This window comes from Anabaena sp. AL09 (assembly GCF_001672255.1).
In the GTDB taxonomy this organism is placed as follows: domain Bacteria; phylum Cyanobacteriota; class Cyanobacteriia; order Cyanobacteriales; family Nostocaceae; genus Dolichospermum; species Dolichospermum lemmermannii.
Genome location: NZ_LJOQ01000038.1, coordinates 27,019 through 53,139 on the forward strand (window position 1 = coordinate 27,019; position 26,121 = coordinate 53,139).

Here is a 26,121-nt window from a genome sequence, read left to right on the forward strand (position 1 = left end):
TCGACCTCTGTTTTTGTTGGAGTAATCCAGCAATTGTAAGTTGGCTCATTGATTAAAGAATCTCAGTGTCTTTAGACCTGAGAGTGTCAAAAAGCATTTTCCCGCTAAAAATGCTGCTTCCCAAGGTAAATCTAAACGGTGAAAAAATTTGATAGGTAATATGGCTTCTAGTTCTTCTATCTTTTGAAAACCAATTGAGACTTCGGCATAGATAATGGGATTAATGTTAAGTTTTGTCTTTTCAGCATATTCAGTTAACTTATTAGCTGACCAATCAAACCAATTTGGATCTTCTGTGACAATATCCAAGATTATATTGCTATCAACGAGTATTTCTTTCATTAGTCTTGTCTCGTTAATGCCATTATTTCATCGGTGGTCATTTTGACTGTAGCTTTACCTCGCATCATTTCTATGAGAGTTTTACCAGAGGTGGATTTCGCTTTGGTTTTTTTTACGTAAACTGCATCTCCGATAACTTCAAATTCTACTTCTGTGTTGGGTGTAAGTCCTAATTGTTCACGTATTTCTACGGGAATAGTTACTTGTCCTTTTGATGTAATTCTCATTTTTTTGATCTCAAGTAAGAATTTTCTTGATTTTAGTATTGTATAATAGTTTTAAAATTGAATATCCATCCAGTTTTTTGCCTCAGCAAAGCGACTTAAATGTTTGACATTTGTAGTTGCTATCACAATATAGCGACCAGGAAACTCTTCTTTAAGCTTTTGCCAATGACTACAGATAATAATATCAATATCCAAACTTTTATTATCTGCTGTTGGTATTCCTTGACTACGAGCAGAAGCCCAAAGTGTAGATGCTTCTTTTAATAATTCCCAGTCTATAGGTAAAAACGAGATTATTTCTTGGAGTTTATCTAAATTCTGAATACTATTTAAGTGAGGTTTTTTCTGATATTCTAGAATTAGATTTCTTCTAATCTCAAAATCACAAATTTCAGAGGAGCAGATATACACACCTTGTGAAAGCAATTTGTAAAGCCATTCTCTACATTTACTTGGTTCACCGATTTTATTAGGATTGGCAATAATTCCCAATACACTAGAGTCAATAAATACTATCATACTTCTGAATATAATTTTTGTCCTTGTGGTCTTTCAGCATCCATTCTTTTTTTGAGGTTTTCAAAGATTTCTTGTCTTTCCCTAGATTCTTCATCAGAAATATTCTGATATTCCTGGATTTGTTGTGCTAAAATTGCCATTGCCTTTTGATTTTTTTGGAGTTGTTCTTGTTGATTCCATGTTGATTTATGGGTGCTAATTGGGGTATTTTGATCTAGTTTTGATTGCAAAATTATTTTCAGATTTTGAGCATCTGATGATTCTAAGTTGATGGGATGAGGATATCCTTCTAAAATTAGTTGATAATCACTATCAATATTATTGTTATTGGGAATTAGGGCAATAAATCGGGTGATGTTGAGGATTTTACCGCTGGGAAGTTCTATGGAGGTGTTCATGGGTTTCTCCTTTGTTACACTAGTCAATATTTCTTCTATTCTATCATATAGCAATCTTAAATTGGTTATGAACAACAATATATCTGACTACTATAAGAAGTCGGGGATTTTATCTCTTGCAATAGAATCAGGATGTACACCAATTGTAGTTATACTCAAAGATATTGTTTTAAAACTTCAACTGTAGCAAGTCCAGTTTTTTCCCAACTAAATTGATTTGCTCTTTTTAGACCTTTTTCTGAAAGTTGTTTTCTGGTTTCTGAATCATTAATAATTGTTGTCATTGCTGCGGTGATTTCCCCTGGATTATAGGGATTAATTAAAATAGCAGCATCTCCTGCAACTTCTGGAAGGGAGGAAATATTAGAGGTAATAACGGGAGTACCACAAGCCATTGCTTCTAAAACTGGTAAACCAAATCCTTCCCACAAACTGGGGAAAACTAATGCAATTGCTTGATTAATAATTATTGGTAATTCGTCATAGGAGACATAGTTAAGGAATTTAACTAGATGACTTATTCCTAATTCTTGAGTTTGTATTTCTAATAATGGGGAGTAACGTTGATCATAGGGTCCCGCTAACCATAGTTCATAGTCATTTCTGTGAGGTAATGCGGAAAAAGCGGTAATTAATCTTTGCAGGTTTTTGTAAGGGTCTTGACGACCAACATATAGGAAGTAATTGCGGGTGGGGAGGTTGAGGAATTGGAAATGTGAGCTATCTCCTGCTAAGAGAATTGGTGTTATTTTATGACTAGGAATCTGGTAAAATTGGATAATATCATTGGCTGTTGATTCTGATATACAAATAATATGTTCTGCTTGTTTAAAAACTTCAGGAGTATAGTATTTATGGTATGTGGTTAATGGTGAGAAGCGGTTAGGAAACCGCAAGGGTATCATATCAAAGGCTGTGACAATAAAACGACAGTTAGTATATAAAGGTGCTTCGGGAATGGGGGAAAATAAAAGTTGCGATTTGAGGTTTTGATATATTTTTGGTAGTTGGAATTGTGTCCACAATAAACGGCGTAAATGTCCTTTTGTACCGTCCGCAGGAGTAAGATTATTTGGAACTGGATAGCAGTTAAAATCAGGATAATTCTGCGCTGTTAAGAGTGTAGGATTGAGAGATTTTAAATAAGGGAAAAGATTTTTAGCATAGTTGCTTATCCCTGTTGGTTGAGAGAAGAGAATGGATAAGTTAATGATTAATTGATTAGAATCTACCATATTTATTAAATAATACTTTTATAAGCTTTTAAAGTTTCTTTTGCTGTTCTTTCCCAGGAAAATAAATCTGCTCTTATTTTTCCTTTATTAATCAAGTTTTGTCGTAGCTGAGAATCGCTAATTACTTGCAGAATAGCTTCAGCTAATTGCATATAATCATTAGGATCAATTAGTATAGCTGCATTTCCTGTAACTTCGGGAATGGAAGAAGTATTAGAGGTAATGACAGGAGTACCTAACTTCATGGCTTCTAATACAGGTAAACCAAATCCTTCATAGTGGGAAGGATACAGGAAAACGTCGGCTTTTGAATAAAATAATGCTACTAATTCATTAGATAAGTAGTCAAGATGATGTATTTCATCTTTGCAGGGAGAGTTTTGAATAGCTGTAAATATTGGTTCATAATTCCAGCCTTTTTTACCAATTAATACTAATTGATGTTCTACTTTATATTTCTGTTTTAAAAAATTAAATGCTGATACTATAGCATTAATATTTTTTCTGGGTTCTATGGTACTAACAAATAAAAGATAAGGTTTAGAGAAATCATAATTTATATTATCAACTTCCTTATCTAAATCCAAACTAGATAAAAAGTTAGCATTATATTGACTAGCAAGGGGCGTAACAAAAATTTTCTCTGCTGGAACTTTCAAATAATTAATAATATCTTCTTTAGAACTTTCGGAAATAGTAATAATTAAATCTGTCCATTCAAGGCATTTAATTAATCTTTTTGTATATTGTTGTACCACAGAATTAGTATATTCTGGATATCGAATAAAACTTAAATCATAAATAGTAATAACTTTCTGAATATTTTTATAAGGATAAACGGTATAATTAGTTCCATGAAAAACATTAGGTTTTCCTAAAATTGGTTGAAGATAATGAGGAAAAATTTGAGGTAAATAATCTAAGAAAAGATTAGAAAGACGAACAGGTATAGGAATTTGATAAATATTTGGATAAAGCTGAAGATTATCTGGGAAATCTAATTTTCCTTTTAACCAATTTTTTAATCCAGGTTGATAAGCTAGTCCTAATTCAAAAGATTCTGTATATTCTAATTTAGACAAAGCTTCTACTAAATTAAAAACATATAAACCCACACCACTGGGCTGAGAATCAATTGGAGTAACATCAATAATAACTTTAAACATTCAACAAATTATAAATCATTTTTACTTAAGGGTAATTTTACCAAAATTTCTATTAATAATTCAGCAAAAGCTGTATCAAAACAAAAAAGGGCATAAAATTATTATGCCCCTACAGAAAATTATGAAAAAGATATCCTTTGCATGATAGTGGTCATTGTATTCAATTCAACCACTCTATAGCCTGCAATTAGGCATATATGAAGTCTGTAGTAGCCAGAATTGAGGTACCACTGAAATCACCAGTAAGTTTAACCAGTAGGTCATTTCCTCCAGTAATTAGAGCATTATTGTCATTACCAAGGATATATGTGTTACCTCCTAAAACAAAAGTACCTAATCTATTCACACCAATTACACCAGCAGCAGCGTTTAAAACCGCATTGTTAATTTCTGTTGCATTTGTTGCGTTAACTGCTGCTTGTGCATTAAATAAATCAATAGCAGCATTAAATCCTAGTCCAACAACGCTGATTTTATCCTGTCCTTTGTTGAAGTCAGTGATAGTATCGAAGGTTATTGCACCTGTCAAAATAGCTGCATTAGAATCGGTCAATGCGGCATAGCTGAAGATGTCACTACCATCACCACCTGTTAAGCTGTCATTACCACCACCACCTGTTAAGCTGTCATTACCAGCACCACCTGTTAAGCTGTCACTACCAGCACCACCTGTTAAGCTGTCATTACCAGCACCACCTGTTAAGCTGTCACTACCATCACCACCTGTTAAGCTGTCATTACCAGCACCGCCAGTAGCAGTTAACTTGGCAGTAAAGGCAGTTGCATTAAGATTAAAGACTGAACCTTCCGTGATGGTCGGGGCAGCCAGTACGAGATCTCTATCTTGGTTATTACCGGCATTCTGAATTGTTAAAGTCAGGTTACCATCCGCTTTGAGTTGAGTTACTGTATTGGCTAGAACAGGATCAGCAATTCCTTTACTGGATTGTAAAGTTAGGTTTGTAACTGCTGCACCCTTTAATGTCAAATCAACTTTCTGTGCTACCCCCCTAAGATTCAGAGTACTACCGTTGGTCAATACAGTGAACTTATTACTTTCCGTTGCACCACTGAGAGTGACAGTATTGGCTAGGAAATCATACTCTTTAACAGCAGTAATCTTAGTTGCATCTACTGTGACATTATTTACTACTGCATTGACTGGATTTACTGCATTGCCTGGTTGTCCAAAGCCTAAGACCTCAACGCCTTTAAAAGCATTGATGTTAGTAACTGCGGCGGCTACACTAATGTCAATGTCAGCACCAGTAAATCTCACCGTATCTATGCCGTCACCGCCATCAACTTTATCATCAGCGTCAAAATTGGCAAAGGCAAAGATAAAGGTGTCCTTATCCTTACCACCTGTAAAGTTATTCTTGCCGGCACCAGCAGTGAAGGTGTTATTACCACTACGTCCATTAAAGATGTTATCAACAGTACCACCTCTGAAGATGTCGTCTTGATCAGTACCAGTAGCCTCTAGTTTTGCCGCAAATGCGTTGTTTGGATTATTTGCATCAATAGTAACACCTTGGACTGCGTTGCTTGGGAGGATGGGGGAGGCGATTTTCAGTTCTTTGTTACCTGTGACATTAACTGTTAATGCAGCAACATTAGGAACACCATTAGGAAGACCGGCCAATCCAGCAAAATCTGTGGTCAGGTTGGTGATCTCATTTTTCTCAGTCCCAGTGTCACTACCCTTGTTAGATATTAGATTCAGGGTTTGAACTTTTCCTTTCAATGTTAAATCGGCACTTTGACCCTTTCCTGTCAATCTTAAATCAACATCGTTATCTGCAGTCTTATTCAAGGTGAGTTTGTTACCTGTAGCGCCGCTGAGATTGACAGTATTGGCTAGGAAATCATACTCTTTAACAGCAGTAATCTTAGTTGCATCCACTGTGACTATGGTGGGAGTTTCAAAGCCTAAGACTTCAACGTTTTTAACACTGTTGATAGCAGTAACTGCTGCGGCTGTAGTAGCATCAATGTCAGTAAGGTTAGCAAAATCAGTTAGTCGCAACGTATCCTTGCCATCACCACCGTCAACTATACTTTTATCGTCAAATTGTTCGAATGCAAACCCAACACTATCATTACCCTTACCGCCTGTGAAATTAACCTTACCTTGATCCGTAAAGGACAATTTCACACCACCAGTGTTTTCTTTCGCATTTACAGTTGTTACTGCATCAGGATTTGAAGTATTTAAGTTTAAAGCTACCCTTGTAGAACTGTTGGGATCATTAATGTTTGTGCCAGCTAGTCCGGCATCTCCAGTAATATTCAGTGTTCTTCCGGTAGCAGTAGAAGATAGAATTGGAATATTTAGGGTCGTAATTCTATTAACCCCATCTGTAAACTCACTTTCCAGATCAAGGTTAATGGTAGCGACTTTATCACCTTGAATGGTGAGTGTATTCAGTGTAGAATCTGTCAGGGAAACACTTGCAGTTGTTCCATTACCAAAATTACCAGTGATACTGTTGTTGGTAACGTTGTCAATACCAAGCTTAATATCTCGTAGTCCAGCGACGGTGGCATTGAGTTGTGGGTTAAATTTGAGGGTGACTTCCTCCAGACCCGAACCAGCAGCGGGGCTGAAGTCAATATTATTCCGTAAATTAATCAACTCTACCTTTTCAACATTGAGGAGAGTAGGCAATATTCCCTTGCTGTAGTAGTATTTAAAGGTATCAATACCAGCACCCCCGTCAATTCTATCCCCAGCTTGGACAGTGGCAAAGAAGTCGTTACCATTGTCGCCTATGAACAAATCCTTGCCATTTGTACCTGTAAGGTTGTCAGTTTCCTTGGTCAGAGTAAACGGTGTTTGGAAATTGTCAGTAATACCCTGAGCAACATCCACCTTATTGTTCAAAGTTTGTCTATCTGCATTACCAGCAGCACTCAGTATCTCCAGTGCCACTGCTGCTCTTGTTGAACTATTTAGTTTCCCGACCCAGTAATCTAAACCTTCTTTGTCTGTTGACCGACCGAAGGCATTACTATAAACTAGCTCAATAAATTGACTGTTTATGTTTACTAAACCGGTATATTTATCCTGCGCCTCTTTTGAAGCGATAATATCTTTGGTGACATCGGCGATGGATGCACCATTATTCAAACGTCCTACCCAATAGTCCCGACCACTTGTTTCTGCCGCCCGCCCCAAAAATGTAATATAAAGCTCTTGGACGGACAACTGATGAGTGGTGTTTTTAGCGGTATCAACCCTGCTGTTGAAAACCTGTTTATCAGCAGAACCAGCAAATTGAATTATATCAGCAACCACTGAAGCTTTTTTTGCTGAGTCTGGTGTTGTTCCTAACTTTCCAGTCCAATAGGTCTTACCAGCACTTTCAGAAACTCGACCGAAAGCATTACTGTAAATGTAGTCTATCAAATCAGCATTACTTAACGTGCCAAATAGTTGTTTCCCTGCTGGTGAATCAATTAGGTCTGTGGCAATTTTGGTGATAGTGACACCTTTGTTCAGTTGGGAAGTCAAATCAGCCAAATTTTTGGTATCTGCTGGACTTTTCAGGAGGGTAATAAAAAGACCCTGGACTGAATTGATGCTTGCTACTGTCATAATTTCACGTTCACTTCGGGTAGATTTCAACTAATTTAACTGAATAGCACAATTTTGTCAAATATAACACCATATTTTAATTATCCAAATATGAGACATGGGTTTCGGGCATTTTTATGTGATTGGTAGTGCTTGCGCTTAAAAACCCAATACATCTTAATTTTTTAGCTAAGTAGGTCAACAGGAAAATTTAAAGGTATGTAACGGTATGTAAAGTTCACAGGGGGAAATTATCGAGGCAAAAAAGGGAAACAAGGATAAAAACAGACATCTGAAACCAAAAAAGAGATTTGAGCAACCATGAATCGCCAAAAATTGCATCAAAACCTATTCTCAATAGCAATACCTTGTCCATTTTCTGTAGGTTGGGTTGTGGAACGTGAACGTTCGCGGAGCAATTAGCATGAAACCCAACAAATGCGTTGGGTTGCGCTGTCGCTTAACCCGACCTTGTATTATTAGCGGGCAAGACTTGTACTGAGCTTGTCGATAGCGTAGCGTGGCGTTAGCCATAGTATGCCCGCACCACAAGAAATTTTGGGATATTTTTTTAATTGGAAGTCTCTAAGAGGCCTACACCACAAGAGTTTTAAGTAATTGGACAAAAATATTTACAGTCATTGCGAGCGAAGGGAAGCAATCACAACCCTGGCGATTGCTTCATTTCACTTCGTTCCATATGGCTAACGCCACGCAACGCTTACGCAATGACATTGTGTAATTAATTCTGTCTCACTACTTATTATTCAACCTTGTACCTTATAACAGCGAAATCTACTGCAAATCAGCCCATAATTCCATGCCATAAATCCATAATTGTCCGTAGAGAGAAAAGCTAAAATCACTCTGGCGTGGGTACTTGTCCTGGTGTTTTTGAATACGTCCAGCCTAAGTCTCTATATCCATTTTTTTCATTTTTTGGCTAAAACAATAATTGTATTTCTTAATAACGGATGATTATCCCCAAGTGCATTAATTATTTTATAAGGATAATCATCTGTACCAGAACGCCAGTTACAATAACTGTTAATCCCGTAGATTTGGATATCTTTAAAACCAGATTTCTCTACAAGATTGTAAACTTCTTTCGGGGTATATTCACGATTATGCCTATCTAAACTACCATAAAATATTTCAGGCTGCCAAAAAATATTAAATTCATTCAGCAGTGCATATATATTAGAAATATTGCATATATTTGGTGTTGATAAAATCAATAGACCATCTGTCTTTAATACTCTTCTTAAATCCGATAATATTTCTAACGGATTTTTTATTGCTATATGTTCTAAAACTTCGGTGAAGTATACTGCATCGAAAACATTATCATCATAAGGAAGAATTTCTTGCTCAAAATTATGTTCTATGACACCTAACTTTTCTACCCAATCAAGGGAAGGATATGTGTCACGCCAGGCTTCATTTAAATTGACACCAACAACCTTCATACCGAGTAAGTGCAAGCCAATACCAATATGTCCAGGAGCAGAACCAACATCTAAAATTCTTGACTTGTCTTTTAGTGTCATTGCAGCCGCCAAGTAATGCAAGTATCTAGGAACTGACGCTTTAAAATAGTCGCCATGACTCTGGCTACCAACTATATCTTTGACTTGATTTAACAAAATTTCGGCAGATTTCAAATGTTCCTGAATGGTTTGTGGGATATTTGTTGATAATAAGGAACTAATTTGAGAATGTAAAAGAATTTGTTCTACCAAAGCAATATCCTGATCTTGAAAAATTTCTTCATTCTCTTCCTCAATGTTGTTGATTCTTAATGAATTTAAATTTTTTCTATTACCAGAAAATAAGTCAGGTATAGTCTCGCTAAACTGGGGTTCAAATTTCATCATTGCATCATCAACTTCTAAAATATCTAAATAAAACTTGTCAACTTCTACATTATACTTCCTGACTCCTCTGAGAAAGTTTTCCCGAAATCCCGGAGTATTTTTGTAGTGAGACTCCATAAAAAATAGTTCTCGGTAACGTTCTGGATGTTTTTGCATCAACAAAACATCTTTTTCAAAAAACTGGTTTCTTTCTGCCAAACTTTCACCTTTATCAGTGCGAAGATGAGGAGGGTGAAAAACACAAACATCTTCCGCGAAAGGGACTTGTCCATATTGACAAATTCTCCAACCTAAATCAGTATCTTCACGAAAATGTGGATTGTCAAAAGATTCATCAAATCCATCAACAGCCATAAATACTTCCCGTCTAACCAGCAAATTCGCTGTCATAAAACCGATTCCTTCAAACCCTAAGTTGGTTACAGAACGGTAATTATCATCTTTCAGGTTGTCGGAAATAACTAGTCCTTCTACGCCAACTATATCCTTATTTTCAAAGTATTGTTTGCCATTATTTAACCAATCAGGCTTTGGTTGACAATCATCATCTGTAAAGGCTAAAACTTTTCCTCTCGCGTAATAAGATGCTGTATTTCTAGCTATGACTGCTCCTTTAATATCACTATGAATATAGATAATATCTGAATCAGAATACTTTTCTCTTTGTTTCCATAATGTTTTACTTTGATCAACTATAATAATTTCAAAGTCTTGGGAAATTTGATTTTGTAAACAATCTAGCAAAGTTTCTAATTTGTCATGTCTTTCATAGGTAGGAATAATCACACTAAAAAATGGGATATTATCGCCTAGTTTGAGTCTATTTCTATGCAGCAAAAGTCCTAAATTGCTGGATATTTTTTGCCAAGCATACTTTCTTTCTACTAAACTTCTAGCTGATTCACCAAGAACCTGGCTATAGTCTTGATCATTAATAACTCGTTGGATACTACTGGTAAACTCTTCTGCTGTGCAGATATGGATGGCTGTTTCCGATCCTTGAAAGATACCTCTAGCTCCAATTGGTGTTGATATTACTGGTAAGCCAGCAGCCATAAAATCAAACATCTTGATATTTGTCCCTGACCCGGAAAACATTGGGTTGATAGCTAGATCAGATGCAGCTAAATAGTTAAGTTTTTCACTTTCTTTCAAAAAACCGGTCAAAATAACATTATTAATATTTTTTTCACTCAGTTCATCTTGACTAAATTTATCGCCTACACCACCACAAATTGCAAACTTAACATCAGGCATTTCTCGCGCTAATTTATCAATAATAAATCTTGCTGCTTCAGTGTTGGGTACATAAGAACTACCCATAAAAATCACAAGTGGACTATTCCCTATATTTATATTTAATTTTTTTCTGGCTATTCTCCGCTTGCTGTCACTTGAATTTTGAATTTTATCGGTAAATACACCATTGGGAACAATGGATATTTTCCTGAAAGGAATATTATATAGTTTATGAAATAGTTCTCTATCTTCATGGGAACAAGCAAGAATTAAATCACAATTGTTGCAAAGTTCGTATTCTATACTCACTACGTTTTTAGCAATTTCCGTGCCAAAATCACCATCATCTAATAAACTAGTTCTTAATAAACCTTCGACGTTATGAGAATCATAAACAACAAGTTGGGGACGAGAACGCAGTAGATCTTTGACTAGTGGGTATACCCAAGGATGAGAAAAAATGACAATATCTGATAAAGCTATTTGTTTTCTAGCTGTCTCTAGAAATTTATTTGAATGATGCCCTAGCAAATTAAAGCAAGAATCTATAATAGTTTTACCACCTACCCGTGACTGCCATTCAGCACACTCAGAAAAGTGTTTTTCACTCAGCGGAATATCAATTTCTTCTAAAGTTTTGCTCAACCGATGATGCCGATAATTTTCTCCCGGCCAATCATATGATCCTATATATGTAGTGGGCAGATCCTCACCCATGCCATGATATAAGCCTAGTAACCTCAGTCTCCCTCCGCCAATGGGTGGATCAATAGGCTGCATATCTAAGACAGTAACTTGAAAGATTTGTTTTTCAGTCATATTTATTAACTTCACTCTCGCAAAACACCCAATAATCTCTGAGAGATATTTGACCAATTAATGTGACTTATGTCAAGCTGTCCGCTTTTCCCCATGACTTTTGCTTGTTCGGGGTCATTGATAAAATATTCTATGGCTTTAGCGATTTCTTTTGGTTGAGGAGCAACCACAAAACCATTAATACCATTTTTAACGAACTGTAAGCATTCTCCAGAATCTTGACAACTAATTACTGGTTTTGTATGAGCAAAAGCCTCTAAAGTAACGTAGCCATAATCTTCTCGTATCGGTACAAATGGTATGACTAAAGCATTTGCATACAAGTCTAAAAGTTCCTCATCTGAAACTCGACCCAAAAATTGTATCCGCTCATCTGTACCGCTAAGTTCGCGTAATTCCTGCTCCTGTTCACCTGTACCGACAATCTTCAGACGAATAGGATGCTGAAGATGACGCATTGCTTTAATTACTAAATCTACTCGCTTCCAACGATGTAACCTCCCCGGCATAAATATATATTCATAGTTGCCTTCATGGAAATTATCCAATACTAGCGCTGGATGCAACACTTCACTTTTGATGCCGTTATATTTCAGTAGTCTTTGACTTACTTCGTTGCCAATTGTAAAAACTTTTTTAGTTCTTGGTGAACTTAATGCGCCTGTATCTAGTTTTTGAATAGTATCCCTTTGAGTTTTGAGAACTTGATTACCACGACCAAATTCCTGTTCAAACATATCATAAAATACTCGGATAGTATGAACCAGATAACATATATGATTGGGATGACGAACTAAAAAAGTAGGAGCTTTGGTAGAAATTACTGCATCATAATCAGAAAGGTCTAAATCATAGCAACGTAAATATGACTCTTGTATAGTCTCAAAACTTGATTCATCAATCAAGACTTCAACAAGAGTTGCGGATGTGCTTGCAGTATTGAGAGAATTTATCAGACCTATAAAAAATCTTTCTGCTCCTCCAATCTCCCCAGTCATCATGCGTGGTACTACAACTGCAATCTTATAGCTACTCATGTTTATACCCCAGGAAAGCATAATCTTGTGGACCATAGAAATGATCATTAAAGCGTTCAGCTATACCTTGACCATCAACTTTGGCATTTTCTGGATAGGGATGCAGTGTGATCACTTGAGTATCGTATAAACCAAACATTTCCGCCATAAACTTGACTGTGGGGCTAGGTAATGGATGAATATGAGTTGGATCTAAATAAAATGTATTGCTTCCAACTAACACATTATCTGGATTTGGAGTTTCAAAAATAACTAATCCCTGGGGTTTGAGTACCCTGACTGTTTCAGAAAATAACCTCATTAATGTTTTAAATGGCAGATGCTCAATAATATGAAATCCGGTTATAGCGCCCAAACTATTTTCTGGTAAAGATTGCAAATAGTTAATGACATCTGCTTCTATTGTCTCCAAACCTCTAGCCTGGCATTGCTCTACCATAAATCTGTTGATGTCTAAACCCCTAGATATATATCCAGATTCCTTTAGCAATTCTAACCACTCACCCCGTCCACAGCCTACATCTAAAATAGGCGCGTCTGGTGTACCAACATTTGCTTTTTCAATCAAGGGCAAATATACTTTTAATCTATCTGAAATATCCTCACGAGTACCTCGGAAATGATCTTCAAAAGCAACGTAGAATGAATTTAGTAGGTGTTCTTCTTCACTGGCAAAGGTTTGTAGTTGTTCTTGATTAAAAGGTTCTGGTAATCGCTGCCGCGCTTCTTCTAGAAATAAGGATATCAATCGCTTCTGCTGCATTAAATCATTTTTGAGGTAACTATCATTTCTAAAATGACGCTCATTCATCCCTTGAAATTGAGTATCTACAGCAACTATTTGCTTATCAAGTTCTTGAATGCTATTATCTACAGCAACTATTTGCTTATCAAGTTCTTGAATACTATTATCTACAATATTCAAATGCTCATTTGCTGCTTGAAAGCGAGCATTCACAGTAATTAAGCAATCATCTATTTGTGTCTTTAGAGTTTTGATTTCTGCTATCAGTTGGTGATTAATCGTTAGGGATTCTTTTAAAGAAAGGATTAAATTAAAGTTAACTTCTCGTTGGTCTTTAAATAGAAAGTTGATGGCTTTGAGGATAAATTTTTGTAATTTTGATATTAAATTAAACGGAAAACGATTAAGTTTGTCAGGCCATTTCGTCCGAATATAAGCTCTAGACTCGGCATTTTTAAGTAAAGATTCAATATAGCCCATGCTTAAGCTAATATTTGACATCAAATCCGCCGTATCTGCACTATTGGTCAACGCAGGCTGAGAGAGACCTTGACGATTAAGAATCTCTTGACGGATCTTCTCCATTAACTCATCGACATTAATTTCAGAATTGTTTTTTTCAATCATTGTTTAAAATCACTTAAAATACCCAACTAAATCTGGTTAAAATAGTATTTTACAGCTTCATCTGCATCTCCAATAAATATGATTTTACCTTTCTTTAATAATATTCCCCGTTGACAAGACTGCTTCACAAAATCTAAATCATGGGACACAACCAAAACAGTAGAATGATCATCCCAAAACTGATCCATCCTCTGCTTGCACTTATTCTTAAAACCCTCATCTCCCACAGACAACACCTCATCCAAAATCAAAATATCGGGCTGTACATCAGTCGCAATAGCGAAACCCAACCGAGCCACCATACCCGAAGATAAACCCTTAACCGGAACTAAAGCATAATCCTCCAACTCGGCAAACTCCAAAATAGAACGCGCTCTTGCTTTCATCTCAGCCCTAGAAAAACCCAACAATACTCCATAGAGAAGTATATTGTCTATCACAGAAATTTCTGGGTCAAAACCTGCTCCTAGTTCGATTAAAGGTGCAACTTGACCCCGAACCCTCACAGTACCAGTTGTAGGCTGAAGAATCCCAGAAATTATCTTTAACAGAGTGGACTTACCAGAACCGTTCGCACCGATTATACCTATTTTTTCGCCTTTTTCAACCACCAAGTCAATATTATTTAATACTAATTTTTTAGCAGGTTGACGATATTTGCCCTCTACCACAGATAGGAGCGTTTTTTTCAAGTCATAGGAAAATTCCTCTTGAGTCCTTCTCCACAGCGAAACATTATCCAAACGTATTACTTCCATTTACAGCAAATCCATAAATTGAGGCCGCCACAGATGAAAAAAGTCCATCCCCAACCTAAAATAATTGTGCCACTCAGTAAAGCACCTCTATTTACAAACTATCAGGATCAACACCCAGTTCTCTCAATTTTTGAGCTAAAATAGCTGCTTTATTTTCTGCTTCGTCAGCACGCTGACGTTCAGATTCAGCCCTTTGATGTTCGGATTCAGCTTTTCTAATTTCTTCTAAATTAGCTTCTTCTGGTGTAGGAACTAATCTTCCTTCAACAGTAAAATATCTTAACTTATCTTCCCAAACCCCTAAGTATAAACCTAACTCCTGACTCCAATACCAGCCATTTTCCGATGCTGGAATACTTTTGTATTCACTATCTGTCAATCGCCATCCCACCAATTCTAAGGTATTTGGGGAAAACCAGAAATACTCAGGAGTGCGGAATTGATTCTGATACAACTGTTTTTTCAATCCCTTATCTACTTTGGCAGTAGAATCAGAAAGTAATTCAATTATCACATTGGGATATTTACCATCTTCTTCCCATATTACCCAAGACAGACGTGGACGTTTTTCCGTATCTTTGACTAGAAAAAAGTCTGGTCCCCTAAAATCTCGATTTTTTAACTGTTGACGACTATAGTAAACACTAAGATTTGCACCAATAAAAAAATCTTCTCTATCACGCCATAACCATTCTAAACAAGTTACTAATATTAATAGTTGTGTATAGTGTAAGGAGCTTTCCATTTCTGGTTCGTCGCTGAGTAGTTCAGTGCAATCTGGCATTAATGCTTCTATTTCTTGTGCGGTTAAAGCCATAGATTTTATGGGGATAATTTACTATCTTTTGTTAATTATAAACTATCAGGATTTAGTCCGTGCAATTATCAAGTGATAGTCATCTTAAAGCAAATCCATAAATTGATGTCGCCACAGATGGAAACAAGTCCATCCCAAGGTTAAAATAATGATGCCACTCAGTAAAGCCCCCCAAATCAAACCTAAATCTGGTGGAGAACCTGATAAGGTAATCTGACGCAGACTTTCAATAATTGGGGATAAGGGATTTAAACCTAAAAATTGTTTTACCTGCTTGGGAACAATAGCTGCTGGATAAAATATGGGACTACTAATCCAAATTACAAATACTACTAATTCATAAAAGTAAGGTAAATCTCTAAAAAATACGTACAAAGCACTGACTAAAAACCCAACTCCTGTAGAAACTAAAATTAGTGCAAGAAAGGGAAATACTAATGCTAGGACATTGACTAGACTTTGGGAATTAATCAAAGTCATAATCGCTAGTAACGGAAACGCTCCCACTGAAAACTGAAATACATTCGCCGCAATCATTGATACCGGGAAAACACTGACTGGCAAGCGAATTTTATTTAATAATGCACCATTTCCGACCACGCTGGATAAAGCTTGGGATGTGCAAGCCGAGAAAAAATTGATTACTAACAGTCCCGTCAGTGCTGCCAGCATATAGTTAATGATGGAGTTACCATAATAAGATGCAAAGGTAGCACCAAAAATGGCAGTATATAGCCCTGTCATGATTAAAGGGTTCAATAGTGACCAATAAACCCCCAGAAAAGAACCCCGGTAGCGAACTTTCAGAGTCCTTCCTACTAAGACGTGCAGGAGTTCAGAATAACGCTGCACTTGTAACCAATTTAAATTATCTTTCAGGGAAAGTGTCATTTTTATAGCACCATTACACACCAGAAAAAACTCATTTCGGCATTATATACTATATAAGTCCGATTGTTTACGATTAATTTTAAGATTAGTAAAATTTCATCTATCTTTAGGTATTACTTACAAACTATCAATACTTTCGCCATTTTTTGCTTTGTTGGGTTAAGCGACAGCGCAACTCAACAAATACGTTGGGTTTCATGCTATTGCTTGCCAACGCTAACGTTCCACAACCCAACCTCCGAATCAAGGCTTTTTTCAATTTGGCGAAGGTATTGAAATATCAGGATCTATTCCCATAAAGTAATGAGTACATTTAATTATGAATAGTGATTTATCTGGCTTACGAGTTCGAGATATTGGCGAACAAGGTCTTTTAGAAAGATTACAACGCTTTTGTCCACCCGATATAATTGGTGATGATGCCGCAGTTTTAGAAACCTTACCAAATCAATCTTTGATAGTTACTACAGATATGCTCGTTGACGGTGTGCATTTTAGTGATGTTACCACCTCTCCAGAGGATGCTGGTTGGCGGGCTGCGGCGGCTAATTTATCCGATTTAGCAGCAATGGGGGCGACTCCCGTGGGCATAACTGTGGGATTAGGTTTACCGGGAGATGTAACTGTAAATTGGGTTGAGCGACTATATCAGGGCATGACAGAATGCTTATCAAAGTATCATGTTCCCATAGTTGGTGGTGATATAGTGCGATCGCCCATTACCACTTTAGCAATTACCGCCTTAGGTCAAGCTAACCCCAATTTCATCATCCGTCGTGCCACCGCTCAAGCAGGAAATGCTATTGTCATCACAGGTATACATGGAGCGTCTCGTGCAGGCTTAGAATTACTCTTACATCCCGAAATAGCTCAAAACCTCAAAACTGAAGCCAAGGCAGCCTTAATCACCGCCCACCAACGCCCCAAACCCCGTTTAGATGTAATCTCTATCCTCAAAGAAATTCTCATATCCCCCTGCTCCCTGCCCCCTGCCCCCTGCCCCCTGCCTATGTCCGGTATGGATAGCAGCGACGGTTTAGCAGACGCAATATTACAAATTTGCCGAGCCAGTAACGTCGGTGCGGTTATAGAATCTAGTAAAATACCCTTACCATCAGCCTTTGAAGGGTGGCTCACACCAGAAAAATCATTAAAATATGCCCTCTATGGTGGCGAAGATTTTGAATTAGTCCTGTGTTTACCACCAGAACCTGCATTAGCATTAGTGCAAAAATTAGGCACAGGTGCAGCTATAATTGGCACAATTACCCCAGGCTCAAAAGTGATTTTACACCGCGAAAAAGCAGAAATCCCCAACCAAGTTCTCAGCCTCAGCCGGGGATTCCAACATTTTGGTCAGTAGTCAGTAGTCAGTAGTCAGTAGGGGCGAAGCATTTGGAAGATAAATTATCGGTCATTGCCAAAAATAGTTCTCCAAATGCTTCGCCCGTACAGTGGTCAAATTATCGGTCATTGCCAAAAATAGTTCTCCAAATGCTTCGCCCGTACAGTGGTCAGTAGTCAGTGGTCAGTGGTCAGTGGTCAGTGGTCAGTGGTCAGTGGTAGAGAAAAACAACGGACAAAGGACAACTGACAAAGGACAAAGGACAACTGACAATTAAACCCATTTTTCAGCCACTAATTCCGCCAAATCAAGAACACGTTGGCTATAACCCCATTCATTGTCATACCATGCCATAACTTTCACCATGTCATTGCCCATAACTAGAGTCAAGTTGGCATCAACAATAGAAGATTCATCTGTACCTTGATAGTCAGAAGATACAAGTTCCAATTCGCTGTAACCTAAAATGCCTTTCAGGGGACCTTCAGCAGCTTCTTTCAGAGCTTGGTTAACCTCTTCGGCAATAGTGCGCTTTTCAGTTTGTACTACAAAATCCACCATGGAAACATTAGGGGTTGGTACACGCAAAGCCACACCATTTAGCTTACCCTTCAACTGAGGAAGTACCAACGCTACTGCTTTTGCTGCACCAGTAGAAGTGGGAACAATGTTGATAGCTGCTGCTCTTGCCCGACGCAAATCACGATGAGAAGCGTCTAGTAAACGCTGATCACCTGTGTAGCTGTGGGTAGTGGTCATTATGCCTTTGATGATCCCAAATTTTTCATCTAATACCTTGGCAATGGGAGCTAAACAGTTAGTTGTACAACTGGCATTACTGATAATGTTATGGATGTTGTGGTCATAATCATGATGATTGACACCAATTACAAAAGTACCATCTTCATTTTTGCCAGGAGCGGTAATCAGAACCTTTTTAGCTCCGGCATTTACGTGCCTCATTGCCCCTTCTTTGCTGGTAAAAACGCCTGTTGATTCGATAATCAGGTCAATTCCCCACTCTTTCCAGGGCAAGTTATCTGGGTTGCGATCAGATACGCACTTAACTGTATTACCATTAAGGGTTATAGAGTTATCATCAGCACTAATATCTACACCTTGCAGCTTGCCTAACATTGAGTCATATCTAAGCAAGTGAGCATTAGTTCTAGGGTCGGATGTGTCATTAATCCCGACCAGTTGAATATTGCTATTTTCTCTACCCACCCAGCAGCGGGCAAAGTTACGTCCAATGCGCCCAAAACCGTTAATTGCAACTCTAATCACAGTATCTTGCCCTCTGTATTTATGCCTATAAGTTGATATCGTTGACCCCAATCATATCGCAAAGGGGGCGGCTATTTATAACGATAAAGTCTGAGATCAACAAAAAAATACAGAATTTTATAAGAAGGAGTCAGGAGTCAGGAGTCAGGAGTCAGGAGTTAGAAAGAAGGAAGGAAGAAGAAGAAGAAGAAAATTCTTCCCCTGTTCCCTGTTCCCTGTTCCCTGTTCCCTGTTCCCAATAATGATTTCTATTTAAACAATAATTTCACTACCAATGTACTATTGTAGACAATTCCGACAAAGGCTTTTGGTAAGTGATGCAAATTGCTATATCTAAAGCCATCCTACTTAGTGCTAAAACAGCCATGACGAAATGTATTTAAATTTACACAATTTTCTTTCCCGATGTAGCAGATATTTTCAGAATAATCTTATGAGCAGATTAGAAATAATTTTCGGGGGGTAATCTGGCTCAAGGGGCAAAACAAAAGTCGAAATTTACTCATTCAGCAGGGATGAATATTTTGGATGGGATAGTTAGGATCTGTAAAAATCAAAATCCTGGTATGATACGCGTGTCTGATGTGATTCTGGTGTGGTGTGGTGTAAGAGGTAAATAAAATGAGTAATTCTATAGATTTTAGTGGTAGACCATTTCATTTCATCGGAATTGGTGGGATTGGAATGTCTGCTTTGGCTTATGTTCTAACCAAACGTCAATTACCAGTATCTGGTTCAGACTTGCGTCCTAACCATATTACGCACAAGTTAGAATCTCTAGGCGCTCACATTTTTAGTAAGCAAGAAGCAAACAATCTGGAGTTCTTTGTCCCTGAAGCATCGGCTGATGATTTATTGTTAACTTCACCAGAAAAGTTGTCTGCGGCAAAAACAACCTGGCCTCAAGTGATTTGTTCCACAGCTATTAATGCTAATAATTTGGAATATAAAGCGGCGCTGGCATTGGGTTGCCCAATTTGGCATCGTTCTGATGTTCTTGCGGCTTTGATTGCTGATTATTACAGTATTGCTGTGGCCGGAACCCATGGGAAAACTACTACTAGTAGTCTGATTGGTTATATGCTTTTGCAAGCTGGACTTGATCCGACGATTTTGGTCGGTGGTGAAGTTAAGGCTTGGGAAGGTAATGCCAGAATGGGGTCTAGCCGTTATTTAGTAGCGGAAGCAGATGAGTCTGATGGTTCTTTGGTGAAGCACGCTCCAGAGATTGGTATTATTACTAATATTGAATTAGATCATCCTGACCACTACGAAAGTTTAGAAGAGGTAGTTAATACGTTCCAAACCTTTGCTCAAGGTTGCAAAACTTTGGTAGGTAGTATTGATTGTGAAACAGTGCGCGAGCGCCTGAAACCAACCATTAGCTATAGTCTTTACCCAGATAAAGGTGCTGACTACACCGTTACTAATATAGATTATCGGGCTGATGGGACAACAGCTTTAGTATGGGAAAAAGGTCAAGCCTTGGGGGTACTAAATTTACAGCTATTAAGTCATCATAACCTCAGCAATTCTTTAGCAGCAGTAGCTGTGGGTAGAGTTTTGGGATTAGAATTTGGAGAAATTGCCAAAGGGATTACTACCTTTGAAGGTGCAAGACGACGGTTCGAGTTTCGAGGTGAAGCTGCTGGGGTGACTTTTATTGATGACTATGCCCATCATCCTAGTGAAATTCGTGTTACTCTAGCCGCAGCTCGTCTTCAAACTAGACCTGGACAAAGGGTAGTTGCTATCTTCCAGCCCCATCGTTATACTCGGACATTAACGTTTTTAAAAGAGTTCGCTGAGTCTTTTACCCATGCTGATTTAGTTGTGCTAACTGATATTTATAGTGCGGGTGAGCCTGATTTAGGACAAGTTAGTGGACAGGATTTAGCCACTGCAATTAGTAAATACAACCCTGAAGTGGTTTATCAGCACACTTTACCTTTAGTTAGTGAATTTTTACTGCAAACCCTCCGTCCGGGAGATTTGGCATTATTTTTAGGTGCGGGTAATTTGAATCAGGCTATTCCTGAACTTATTACCACTATGAGTGAACCGGCAATTGCCACATCTTAGGATCAGAACTGCACTCTGGCAGGGTTTGATTAGTTAACTCAAGTACCGGATTTTTCTGGTAAATAAAGAACATAAGTCAAAAATTACCAATTGAAGTAAAGATGATAACTTCCCAGGGATTTAGCAAAATCTGCAAATTTTCTGATTTGACTCCACAACTACAAACTAAAGATGATGTGGATAATAGCAAATTAATTTACTTACCAGGAACTGATTGTCCTCTCAAAACCCATACTTCCTTGTCGGCATTTACTTCTTATCGGGTGGGAGGAGAGGCTGAATGCTATGTTTCTCCCCGCGATTTAGGAGCGTTGCAAGCAAGTATTGAGTACGCCAAAGAGAATGATTTAGCAGTCACAATACTAGGTGCTGGTTCTAACTTGTTGGTGAGCGATCGCGGTATCCCCGGTTTAGTCATCGCTACTCGTCATCTCCGGTCTAAAAACTTTGATCCAGCTACAGGTCAATTAACTGTATCCGCGGGAGAACCTATCCCTAGTTTAGCGTGGGACGCAGCGGCTTTGGGATGGGAAGGATTAGAATGGGCTGTGGGTATTCCTGGAACTTTGGGCGGTGCGGTGGTGATGAATGCTGGAGCGCATGATAGCTGTATCGCAGATATGTTAGTTAGCGCTCAAGTTCTTTCTCCAGATGGAACTTTGGTAACTCTCACTCCAGAAGAATTAGGCTACAGATACCGAAGTTCACTACTACAAGGTGGTAAGCGGGTTGTGACTCAAGCCACCTTCCAACTGCAACCAGGAGCAGATCCGGTGCAAGTGACAGCTAGAACTAAGGAACATAAAAAACACCGCCTCAGCACCCAACCTTACAGCTATCCTAGTTGTGGCAGTGTGTTTAGAAATCCTAAACCTTATACTGCTGGTTGGTTAATTGAACAAACCGGACTCAAAGGTTATCAATTAGGGGGAGCGCAAGTTGCCCAACTCCATGCTAATTTTATTGTCAATCGGGGAGGAGCTAAAGCCAGTGATATTTTCTGCCTCATTCGTCATATTCAACATGAGGTACAAGAACGCTGGTCAATTTGGCTAGAACCAGAAGTGAAAATGTTGGGTGAGTTTCAAGCAGTTGCTTAAAGGCAAGAGGCAAAAGGCAAAAGGCAAGAGGCAGGGATTTTCGCTATTCCCAATTACCAATTACCAATTACCGATCACCAATTACTCATCGCATCTATAATTGAATTTGATTTGTAAGTAATCGTACGGCGGATAACCAGTTATGGCAGAAAAAGGACAGGGATTTGGCTTTGGCTTAGGCAAAATGAAAGAATTAGCGGAAGCGTTTAAAAAAGCCCAACAGGTTCAAGAAGGTGCAAAGCGTCTTCAAGAAGAATTAGAGAAAATGGAGATTCTGGGAGAATCTGGTGGTGGACTTGTTAAAGTTATTGTCAGTGGTAACCAAGAACCCAAACGGGTGGAAATTGCTCCATCTGCTTTAGAAGAAGGTGCAGAAGTGCTTTCTGATTTGGTAGCTGCGGCCATGAAAGATGCCTATCAAAAGTCTACCGAAACCATGCGGGAACGGATGGAAGATCTAACCAGTGGACTGGAATTACCTGGAATGTAGTCATTAGTTAATAGTCAGTGGTCAGTAGTATAAAACAACTGGCGACTGACACAAAAATTAAATCAAATTTAATAGAGAAACTTCAGCAGATGGAAATTCATTAAATCTATTCCTATGAATGACAAACTCCAGACCGAAAAAGATCAGCTCCAGACAAGCAATAATATGGAGATAAATCAAGAAACAGAAAAGGAAGAGGTTTTATGTTCTCATTGTCAGCGGACTGCTACGAATGGGATTAAATGTAAAGGTATTTGTGTGGCTGATAATGATTATTAAGGTGTAAATAAACAAATTTTGCCAAGCCAAGTAATATGGTTAAAATAGTTTCCCGTACTTATGTAGGTCAAGCCAATGTTTATGATATTGGTGTGGAAAATGACCATAATTTTGTGATTAAAAATGGTTTTATCGCTTCTAATTGTTTTAATAAATCCCACTCGACAGCTTACGCCTATGTAACTTATCAAACAGCATATTTAAAAGCAAATTACCCATTGGAATATATGGCCGCGCTGTTAACTGCTAACAGTGGGGATACGGACAAAGTGAGGAGGTATCTTGATAACTGCTCAATAATGGGTAAGTATGTTGATAACTGCTCTGACATAGGTATTAGTATTGATGCACCAGATGTGAATCGCTCTGGTTTAGATTTTACTCCGATAGATGGAAAGATTTTATTTGGATTTTCAGCAGTGCGGAATGTGGGACAAAATGCGATCGCCTCAATTTTAGAAGCCAGGGAAGAATCAGGGGAATTAGTCCCATTTAAATCTTTGGCGGATTTTTGCGATCGCGTGGATTTACGGGCTATGAATCGGCGCACTTTAGAATCATTAATTAACTGCGGAGCTTTTGACAAAATTCAAGCTAATCGCAACCAATTAATTCATGATTTAGAATTAGTTTATGAGTGGGCGCAATCCCGTGCTAGAGACAAAGCTAGTGGACAGGGAAATATATTTGATTTATTAGGAGGTGGATTTGCAGGTAATAATAATCAACCCCAAAAGAATGCTTATGAATCTGCACCTAAAGCTCCTCCTGTTAATGATTTACCACCTCAAGAAAAATTACGAATGGAAAAAGAATTATTAGGATTTTATCTCTCAGATCATCCTCTTAAATCTATCAGACAATCATCCTCAGTCCTTGCACCTATTAACCTGGCACAATTGGGAGAACAAAAAGATGATGCTATTCTTTGTGCAGCAGTAATGTTGAATAATGTGAAAAAGGTTGTCACCAAAAAAGGTGACTCTATGGCAATTTTGCAAGTTGAAGATTTATCTGGATCTTCGGAAGCTGTGGTTTTTCCTAAAACCTATGAGCGCATTAGTTCCGTTTTAGAAGTTGATGCCAGATTAATTATTTGGGGTAAAATAGATCGCCGTGATGATCAAGTTCAATTTATCCTAGAAGACGCAGAAACTGTCGAAACAGTAAAAATGATTTTAGTGGAACTGAGTCCACAACAAGCCGGGACAATTGAAGAACAACATCGTCTAAATACAATTCTCAAATCACAAGCTGGGGATAAGGATAAATCAAGAATACCTGTAATTGGTATTGTTCAAGCCGGAAATCACCGGGAAATTGTCCGCTTTGGGAGACAGTTTTGGGTACAAGATTCAGGAACAGCAGTGCAAGCATTACAAAACGGTAAATTCCGCGCTGATATCAAACAACTAACCAGCGGTTAAAGCTTGCGTAGCGATAATTTATGAATTACCGCTACTTGTGTTCTATTTTGTTTAATTCCTAAAAAACTAACATCTAATTAGGGCTTGCTGAATAATTAATTTTAACAATCCCTAACGAACCTCATTCAAACTCTCGATTTGCTTTGTAAACATCTCTGTAAACAAACTCATCACTGTCCGTTCTTCCCGGACTTTAATATTAGCAGTAATAGACATCCCCGACTGTAAGGATATCTTTCTCTCTTGATTGGTGAGACTTAATTGTTGTTTATCTAACTTGATTTTGGCTGGGAATCTATAAAATTGATGGTTTTGATCTGGAGGTAAAGCATCTGAACCGATATCAATTACTTTACCCTTAATATCACCAAATTCACTAAAGGGAAAGGAGTCAATTCTCACATCTACATTCATTCCTTTCCTGACAAAACCAATATCTTTATTGGTGATGAAAACTTCCGCTATTAGACTATCTTTAGGGACAATTTGCAGTAACTTTTGGGTAGAATTAGCAACAAAACCGGGATTTTTAGCTTGTAAATCAAAAACTACACCTCCCACTGGAGCGCGAAGTTCTTGATATTTAACATTTAATTGTGTTTGCGATATTTTGCTATTGACATCTGCTAAACGCTGTTCATTGTCTAAAATAATCTTCATGAATTGACTATCAATTTCCGCAATCCGTTGTTTGTTACTACCTATTTTCTCCAAAATAGTCTTATCAGAACTAGCAACTGTATTGGTTGATTGCTCTTTTCCTTTATCAATATCGAATTTTAGACGTTTTGCTTCTTCTTGTAATTGTGATATTTCCGCTTTGAGAGTTTGTACCTGTTGTTGTTGGTTAAGATATTGAAGTTTAGAAATACCACCTTCTTCAGCTAAGGTTTTAAGACTAACTAAAATCTGACTTTGAATTGCTAAACCATTTTTAGTATCTTGGAGTTTAAATTCTGTTTGAGAAAGTTGCTTTCTGGTTTTTTCAACTTCCAAATTTGCAGCTTTGGAACGGGATTTTAATTCTGTTTTTGCAACTGCTAATAGTTGTTGTTCATCAATTCCTGTACCTGCTGCTCCTGGTAAGTTTCTTAATTGAGAACGTAATAATTCATTTTCTGCTACTAAGGAGGCGCGACTTTTGAGCAGAAAAGCTGATTCTCCTGGTAGTTTACTGCGTAAAAATGCTATTTCAGCATCTATTCCCGTAGTTGCTCCCATTAACCGCCGATATATATTGTTTTCTTGAATTAAAGCTACCCGAATTTTATTCAATGAATTTAATTCGGCTAGGGTTGCAATAGAATCAAAGGTTAATAATAAATCTCCTGGTTTTACCTGTTGTCCATCTTTTACATACAGTGACTTCACAACTCCATTAATAGGAGCTTGCACATCTTTAACTGTTCCTTCTGGTTTTAATTGTCCTGTGGCGGGAACTACTTGTTCAATTTTCGCTAAACAAGCCCAAATAATTCCAAAACAAGCCAATCCCATGAGAGTAATCATGATGGTTCGTGACCAAATTGGGGATTGACGGAGAACTACAGATTGCTCGAAGTTATCAAAATTGAAGTCAGGTTTTGGCTGTTTGGGAGTGGGTTTGGGCGATGTTAATACTTGTGCATCTCTATGGGATGCTCTCCCATTTCCGTTACCCTTTCCATTGCCATTTCCGTTGGTGTAATTACCATTAATTTGAGTCATAATAAGTTTAGATTTTGGATTTTAGATTGAATATTTAGTGGTGCGTAATTTTATCTTTAATCAGTTATCAGTTGAATCTTATAGAAACAACTGACAGGGTTTAGCACTGCTAAACCCCTACAACTGA

Annotated in this window: 22 protein-coding genes and 1 pseudogene; 7 read left to right on the forward strand and 16 right to left on the reverse strand. The window is 37.9% G+C overall.

Annotation, left to right across the window (positions count from 1 at the left end; genetic code table 11):
- Positions 1 to 45 precede the first annotated feature (45 nt).
- The 14 genes and pseudogenes from AN490_RS06465 to AN490_RS06530 all read right to left on the reverse strand — a co-directional run bounded on the left by AN490_RS06465 (position 46) and on the right by AN490_RS06530 (position 16,277).
- Positions 46 to 342: a hypothetical protein gene (locus AN490_RS06465; protein WP_300001025.1), complete on the reverse strand. Its 297-nt coding sequence runs from the start codon at positions 340 to 342 to the stop codon at positions 46 to 48.
- Positions 342 to 569 (reverse strand): AbrB/MazE/SpoVT family DNA-binding domain-containing protein, encoded by a 228-nt coding sequence (locus AN490_RS06470; protein ID WP_168632822.1) that lies wholly within the window; start codon positions 567 to 569, stop codon positions 342 to 344. Before AN490_RS06470 ends, AN490_RS06465 begins: the two co-directional genes overlap by 1 nt.
- 51 nt (positions 570 to 620) lie before the next feature.
- Positions 621 to 1,088: a type II toxin-antitoxin system VapC family toxin gene (locus AN490_RS06475; protein ID WP_300001028.1), complete on the reverse strand. Its 468-nt coding sequence runs from the start codon at positions 1,086 to 1,088 to the stop codon at positions 621 to 623.
- Positions 1,085 to 1,486 (reverse strand): hypothetical protein, encoded by a 402-nt coding sequence (locus AN490_RS06480; RefSeq protein ID WP_148765759.1) that lies wholly within the window; start codon positions 1,484 to 1,486, stop codon positions 1,085 to 1,087. The genes AN490_RS06475 and AN490_RS06480 overlap by 4 nt, the downstream gene beginning before the upstream one ends.
- Before the next feature lie 155 nt (positions 1,487 to 1,641).
- Positions 1,642 to 2,721, reverse strand: a complete 1,080-nt coding sequence (locus tag AN490_RS06485) for a glycosyltransferase family 1 protein (RefSeq protein WP_300001030.1) — start codon at positions 2,719 to 2,721, stop codon at positions 1,642 to 1,644.
- A 5-nt stretch (positions 2,722 to 2,726) separates the two neighbouring features.
- Positions 2,727 to 3,887, reverse strand: coding sequence for a glycosyltransferase family 1 protein (locus AN490_RS06490; RefSeq protein WP_300001032.1), 1,161 nt, complete (start codon positions 3,885 to 3,887; stop codon positions 2,727 to 2,729).
- A gap of 187 nt (positions 3,888 to 4,074) precedes the next feature.
- A complete protein-coding gene (locus AN490_RS06495) occupies positions 4,075 to 7,488 on the reverse strand; it encodes a DUF4214 domain-containing protein (protein WP_300001034.1) in 3,414 nt (1,137 codons plus the stop codon).
- A 783-nt stretch (positions 7,489 to 8,271) separates the two neighbouring features.
- Positions 8,272 to 8,409 (reverse strand): annotated as a pseudogene (locus AN490_RS06500) (IS4 family transposase); the annotation flags it as partial.
- A complete protein-coding gene (locus AN490_RS06505) occupies positions 8,400 to 11,402 on the reverse strand; it encodes a glycosyltransferase (protein WP_366925023.1) in 3,003 nt (1,000 codons plus the stop codon). The gene AN490_RS06505 and the pseudogene AN490_RS06500, both read right to left, overlap by 10 nt.
- A gap of 11 nt (positions 11,403 to 11,413) precedes the next feature.
- Positions 11,414 to 12,439 carry a glycosyltransferase family 4 protein gene (locus tag AN490_RS06510; protein WP_300001036.1) on the reverse strand — a complete coding sequence of 342 codons (1,026 nt, stop codon included), beginning with the start codon at positions 12,437 to 12,439 and terminating at the stop codon, positions 11,414 to 11,416.
- Positions 12,432 to 13,811 carry a methyltransferase domain-containing protein gene (locus tag AN490_RS06515; protein ID WP_300001038.1) on the reverse strand — a complete coding sequence of 460 codons (1,380 nt, stop codon included), beginning with the start codon at positions 13,809 to 13,811 and terminating at the stop codon, positions 12,432 to 12,434. The genes AN490_RS06510 and AN490_RS06515 overlap by 8 nt, the downstream gene beginning before the upstream one ends.
- Positions 13,812 to 13,837: 26 nt before the next feature.
- Positions 13,838 to 14,569 carry an ABC transporter ATP-binding protein gene (locus AN490_RS06520; RefSeq protein ID WP_300001040.1) on the reverse strand — a complete coding sequence of 244 codons (732 nt, stop codon included), beginning with the start codon at positions 14,567 to 14,569 and terminating at the stop codon, positions 13,838 to 13,840.
- A gap of 91 nt (positions 14,570 to 14,660) precedes the next feature.
- Positions 14,661 to 15,386, reverse strand: a complete 726-nt coding sequence (locus AN490_RS06525) for a Uma2 family endonuclease (RefSeq protein ID WP_300001042.1) — start codon at positions 15,384 to 15,386, stop codon at positions 14,661 to 14,663.
- Between the two features lie 84 nt (positions 15,387 to 15,470).
- Positions 15,471 to 16,277, reverse strand: coding sequence for an ABC transporter permease (locus AN490_RS06530; protein ID WP_168696711.1), 807 nt, complete (start codon positions 16,275 to 16,277; stop codon positions 15,471 to 15,473).
- A 319-nt stretch (positions 16,278 to 16,596) separates the two neighbouring features.
- Between AN490_RS06530 and thiL the strand changes: the two genes are divergently transcribed.
- Together thiL and AN490_RS06540 are read left to right on the forward strand one after the other, a co-directional pair.
- The gene (thiL, locus tag AN490_RS06535) at positions 16,597 to 17,640 is read left to right on the forward strand and encodes a thiamine-phosphate kinase (RefSeq protein ID WP_300001044.1); all 1,044 of its coding nucleotides are present in this window, start codon (positions 16,597 to 16,599) and stop codon (positions 17,638 to 17,640) included.
- 91 nt (positions 17,641 to 17,731) lie between these two features.
- A complete protein-coding gene (locus AN490_RS06540; protein ID WP_300001046.1) occupies positions 17,732 to 17,899 on the forward strand; it encodes a hypothetical protein in 168 nt (55 codons plus the stop codon).
- Here AN490_RS06540 and AN490_RS06545 read toward each other — a convergent pair.
- Entirely contained in the window at positions 17,896 to 18,909 is a 1,014-nt protein-coding gene (locus tag AN490_RS06545; RefSeq protein ID WP_015080375.1) for a type I glyceraldehyde-3-phosphate dehydrogenase, read from the reverse strand. The two genes, AN490_RS06540 and AN490_RS06545, sit on opposite strands and share 4 nt — an antisense overlap.
- A 621-nt stretch (positions 18,910 to 19,530) precedes the next feature.
- Here AN490_RS06545 and murC point away from each other — a divergent pair.
- The 5 genes from murC to AN490_RS06570 all read left to right on the forward strand — a co-directional run bounded on the left by murC (position 19,531) and on the right by AN490_RS06570 (position 24,287).
- Entirely contained in the window at positions 19,531 to 20,991 is a 1,461-nt protein-coding gene (gene murC, locus AN490_RS06550) for a UDP-N-acetylmuramate--L-alanine ligase (protein ID WP_213712456.1), read from the forward strand.
- Positions 20,992 to 21,092: 101 nt separating this feature from the next.
- Positions 21,093 to 22,091, forward strand: a complete 999-nt coding sequence (murB, locus tag AN490_RS06555; RefSeq protein WP_168632811.1) for a UDP-N-acetylmuramate dehydrogenase — start codon at positions 21,093 to 21,095, stop codon at positions 22,089 to 22,091.
- Between the two features lie 142 nt (positions 22,092 to 22,233).
- Positions 22,234 to 22,581, forward strand: a complete 348-nt coding sequence (locus tag AN490_RS06560; RefSeq protein ID WP_015080378.1) for a YbaB/EbfC family nucleoid-associated protein — start codon at positions 22,234 to 22,236, stop codon at positions 22,579 to 22,581.
- 114 nt (positions 22,582 to 22,695) lie between these two features.
- Positions 22,696 to 22,860, forward strand: coding sequence for a hypothetical protein (locus AN490_RS06565; protein WP_213718581.1), 165 nt, complete (start codon positions 22,696 to 22,698; stop codon positions 22,858 to 22,860).
- A gap of 35 nt (positions 22,861 to 22,895) precedes the next feature.
- Positions 22,896 to 24,287, forward strand: a complete 1,392-nt coding sequence (locus AN490_RS06570) for an OB-fold nucleic acid binding domain-containing protein (protein WP_300001055.1) — start codon at positions 22,896 to 22,898, stop codon at positions 24,285 to 24,287.
- A 111-nt stretch (positions 24,288 to 24,398) separates the two neighbouring features.
- Here the strand turns inward: AN490_RS06570 and AN490_RS06575 are convergent, their stop codons facing one another.
- Positions 24,399 to 25,994 (reverse strand): HlyD family efflux transporter periplasmic adaptor subunit, encoded by a 1,596-nt coding sequence (locus AN490_RS06575; protein WP_300001057.1) that lies wholly within the window; start codon positions 25,992 to 25,994, stop codon positions 24,399 to 24,401.
- Positions 25,995 to 26,121: the final 127 nt, after the last annotated feature.

What these genes read in the sequence shown, in the direction of transcription:
- AN490_RS06470 (WP_168632822.1), bottom strand. Translation starts at nt 569, where the DNA reads ATGAGAATTACATCAAAAGGACAAGTAACTATTCCCGTAGAAATACGT.
- AN490_RS06480 (WP_148765759.1), bottom strand. Translation starts at nt 1,486, where the DNA reads ATGAACACCTCCATAGAACTTCCCAGCGGTAAAATCCTCAACATCACC.
- murB (WP_168632811.1), top strand. Translation starts at nt 21,093, where the DNA reads ATGATAACTTCCCAGGGATTTAGCAAAATCTGCAAATTTTCTGATTTG.
- AN490_RS06525 (WP_300001042.1), bottom strand. Translation starts at nt 15,386, where the DNA reads ATGGCTTTAACCGCACAAGAAATAGAAGCATTAATGCCAGATTGCACT.
- AN490_RS06515 (WP_300001038.1), bottom strand. Translation starts at nt 13,811, where the DNA reads ATGATTGAAAAAAACAATTCTGAAATTAATGTCGATGAGTTAATGGAG.
- AN490_RS06530 (WP_168696711.1), bottom strand. Translation starts at nt 16,277, where the DNA reads ATGACACTTTCCCTGAAAGATAATTTAAATTGGTTACAAGTGCAGCGT.
- AN490_RS06575 (WP_300001057.1), bottom strand. Translation starts at nt 25,994, where the DNA reads ATGACTCAAATTAATGGTAATTACACCAACGGAAATGGCAATGGAAAG.
- AN490_RS06495 (WP_300001034.1), bottom strand. Translation starts at nt 7,488, where the DNA reads ATGACAGTAGCAAGCATCAATTCAGTCCAGGGTCTTTTTATTACCCTC.
- AN490_RS06520 (WP_300001040.1), bottom strand. Translation starts at nt 14,569, where the DNA reads ATGGAAGTAATACGTTTGGATAATGTTTCGCTGTGGAGAAGGACTCAA.
- AN490_RS06565 (WP_213718581.1), top strand. Translation starts at nt 22,696, where the DNA reads ATGAATGACAAACTCCAGACCGAAAAAGATCAGCTCCAGACAAGCAAT.
- murC (WP_213712456.1), top strand. Translation starts at nt 19,531, where the DNA reads ATGAGTAATTCTATAGATTTTAGTGGTAGACCATTTCATTTCATCGGA.
- AN490_RS06475 (WP_300001028.1), bottom strand. Translation starts at nt 1,088, where the DNA reads ATGATAGTATTTATTGACTCTAGTGTATTGGGAATTATTGCCAATCCT.
- AN490_RS06465 (WP_300001025.1), bottom strand. Translation starts at nt 342, where the DNA reads ATGAAAGAAATACTCGTTGATAGCAATATAATCTTGGATATTGTCACA.
- AN490_RS06570 (WP_300001055.1), top strand. Translation starts at nt 22,896, where the DNA reads ATGGTTAAAATAGTTTCCCGTACTTATGTAGGTCAAGCCAATGTTTAT.
- AN490_RS06490 (WP_300001032.1), bottom strand. Translation starts at nt 3,887, where the DNA reads ATGTTTAAAGTTATTATTGATGTTACTCCAATTGATTCTCAGCCCAGT.
- AN490_RS06485 (WP_300001030.1), bottom strand. Translation starts at nt 2,721, where the DNA reads ATGGTAGATTCTAATCAATTAATCATTAACTTATCCATTCTCTTCTCT.
- AN490_RS06510 (WP_300001036.1), bottom strand. Translation starts at nt 12,439, where the DNA reads ATGAGTAGCTATAAGATTGCAGTTGTAGTACCACGCATGATGACTGGG.
- thiL (WP_300001044.1), top strand. Translation starts at nt 16,597, where the DNA reads ATGAATAGTGATTTATCTGGCTTACGAGTTCGAGATATTGGCGAACAA.
- AN490_RS06560 (WP_015080378.1), top strand. Translation starts at nt 22,234, where the DNA reads ATGGCAGAAAAAGGACAGGGATTTGGCTTTGGCTTAGGCAAAATGAAA.
- AN490_RS06505 (WP_366925023.1), bottom strand. Translation starts at nt 11,402, where the DNA reads ATGACTGAAAAACAAATCTTTCAAGTTACTGTCTTAGATATGCAGCCT.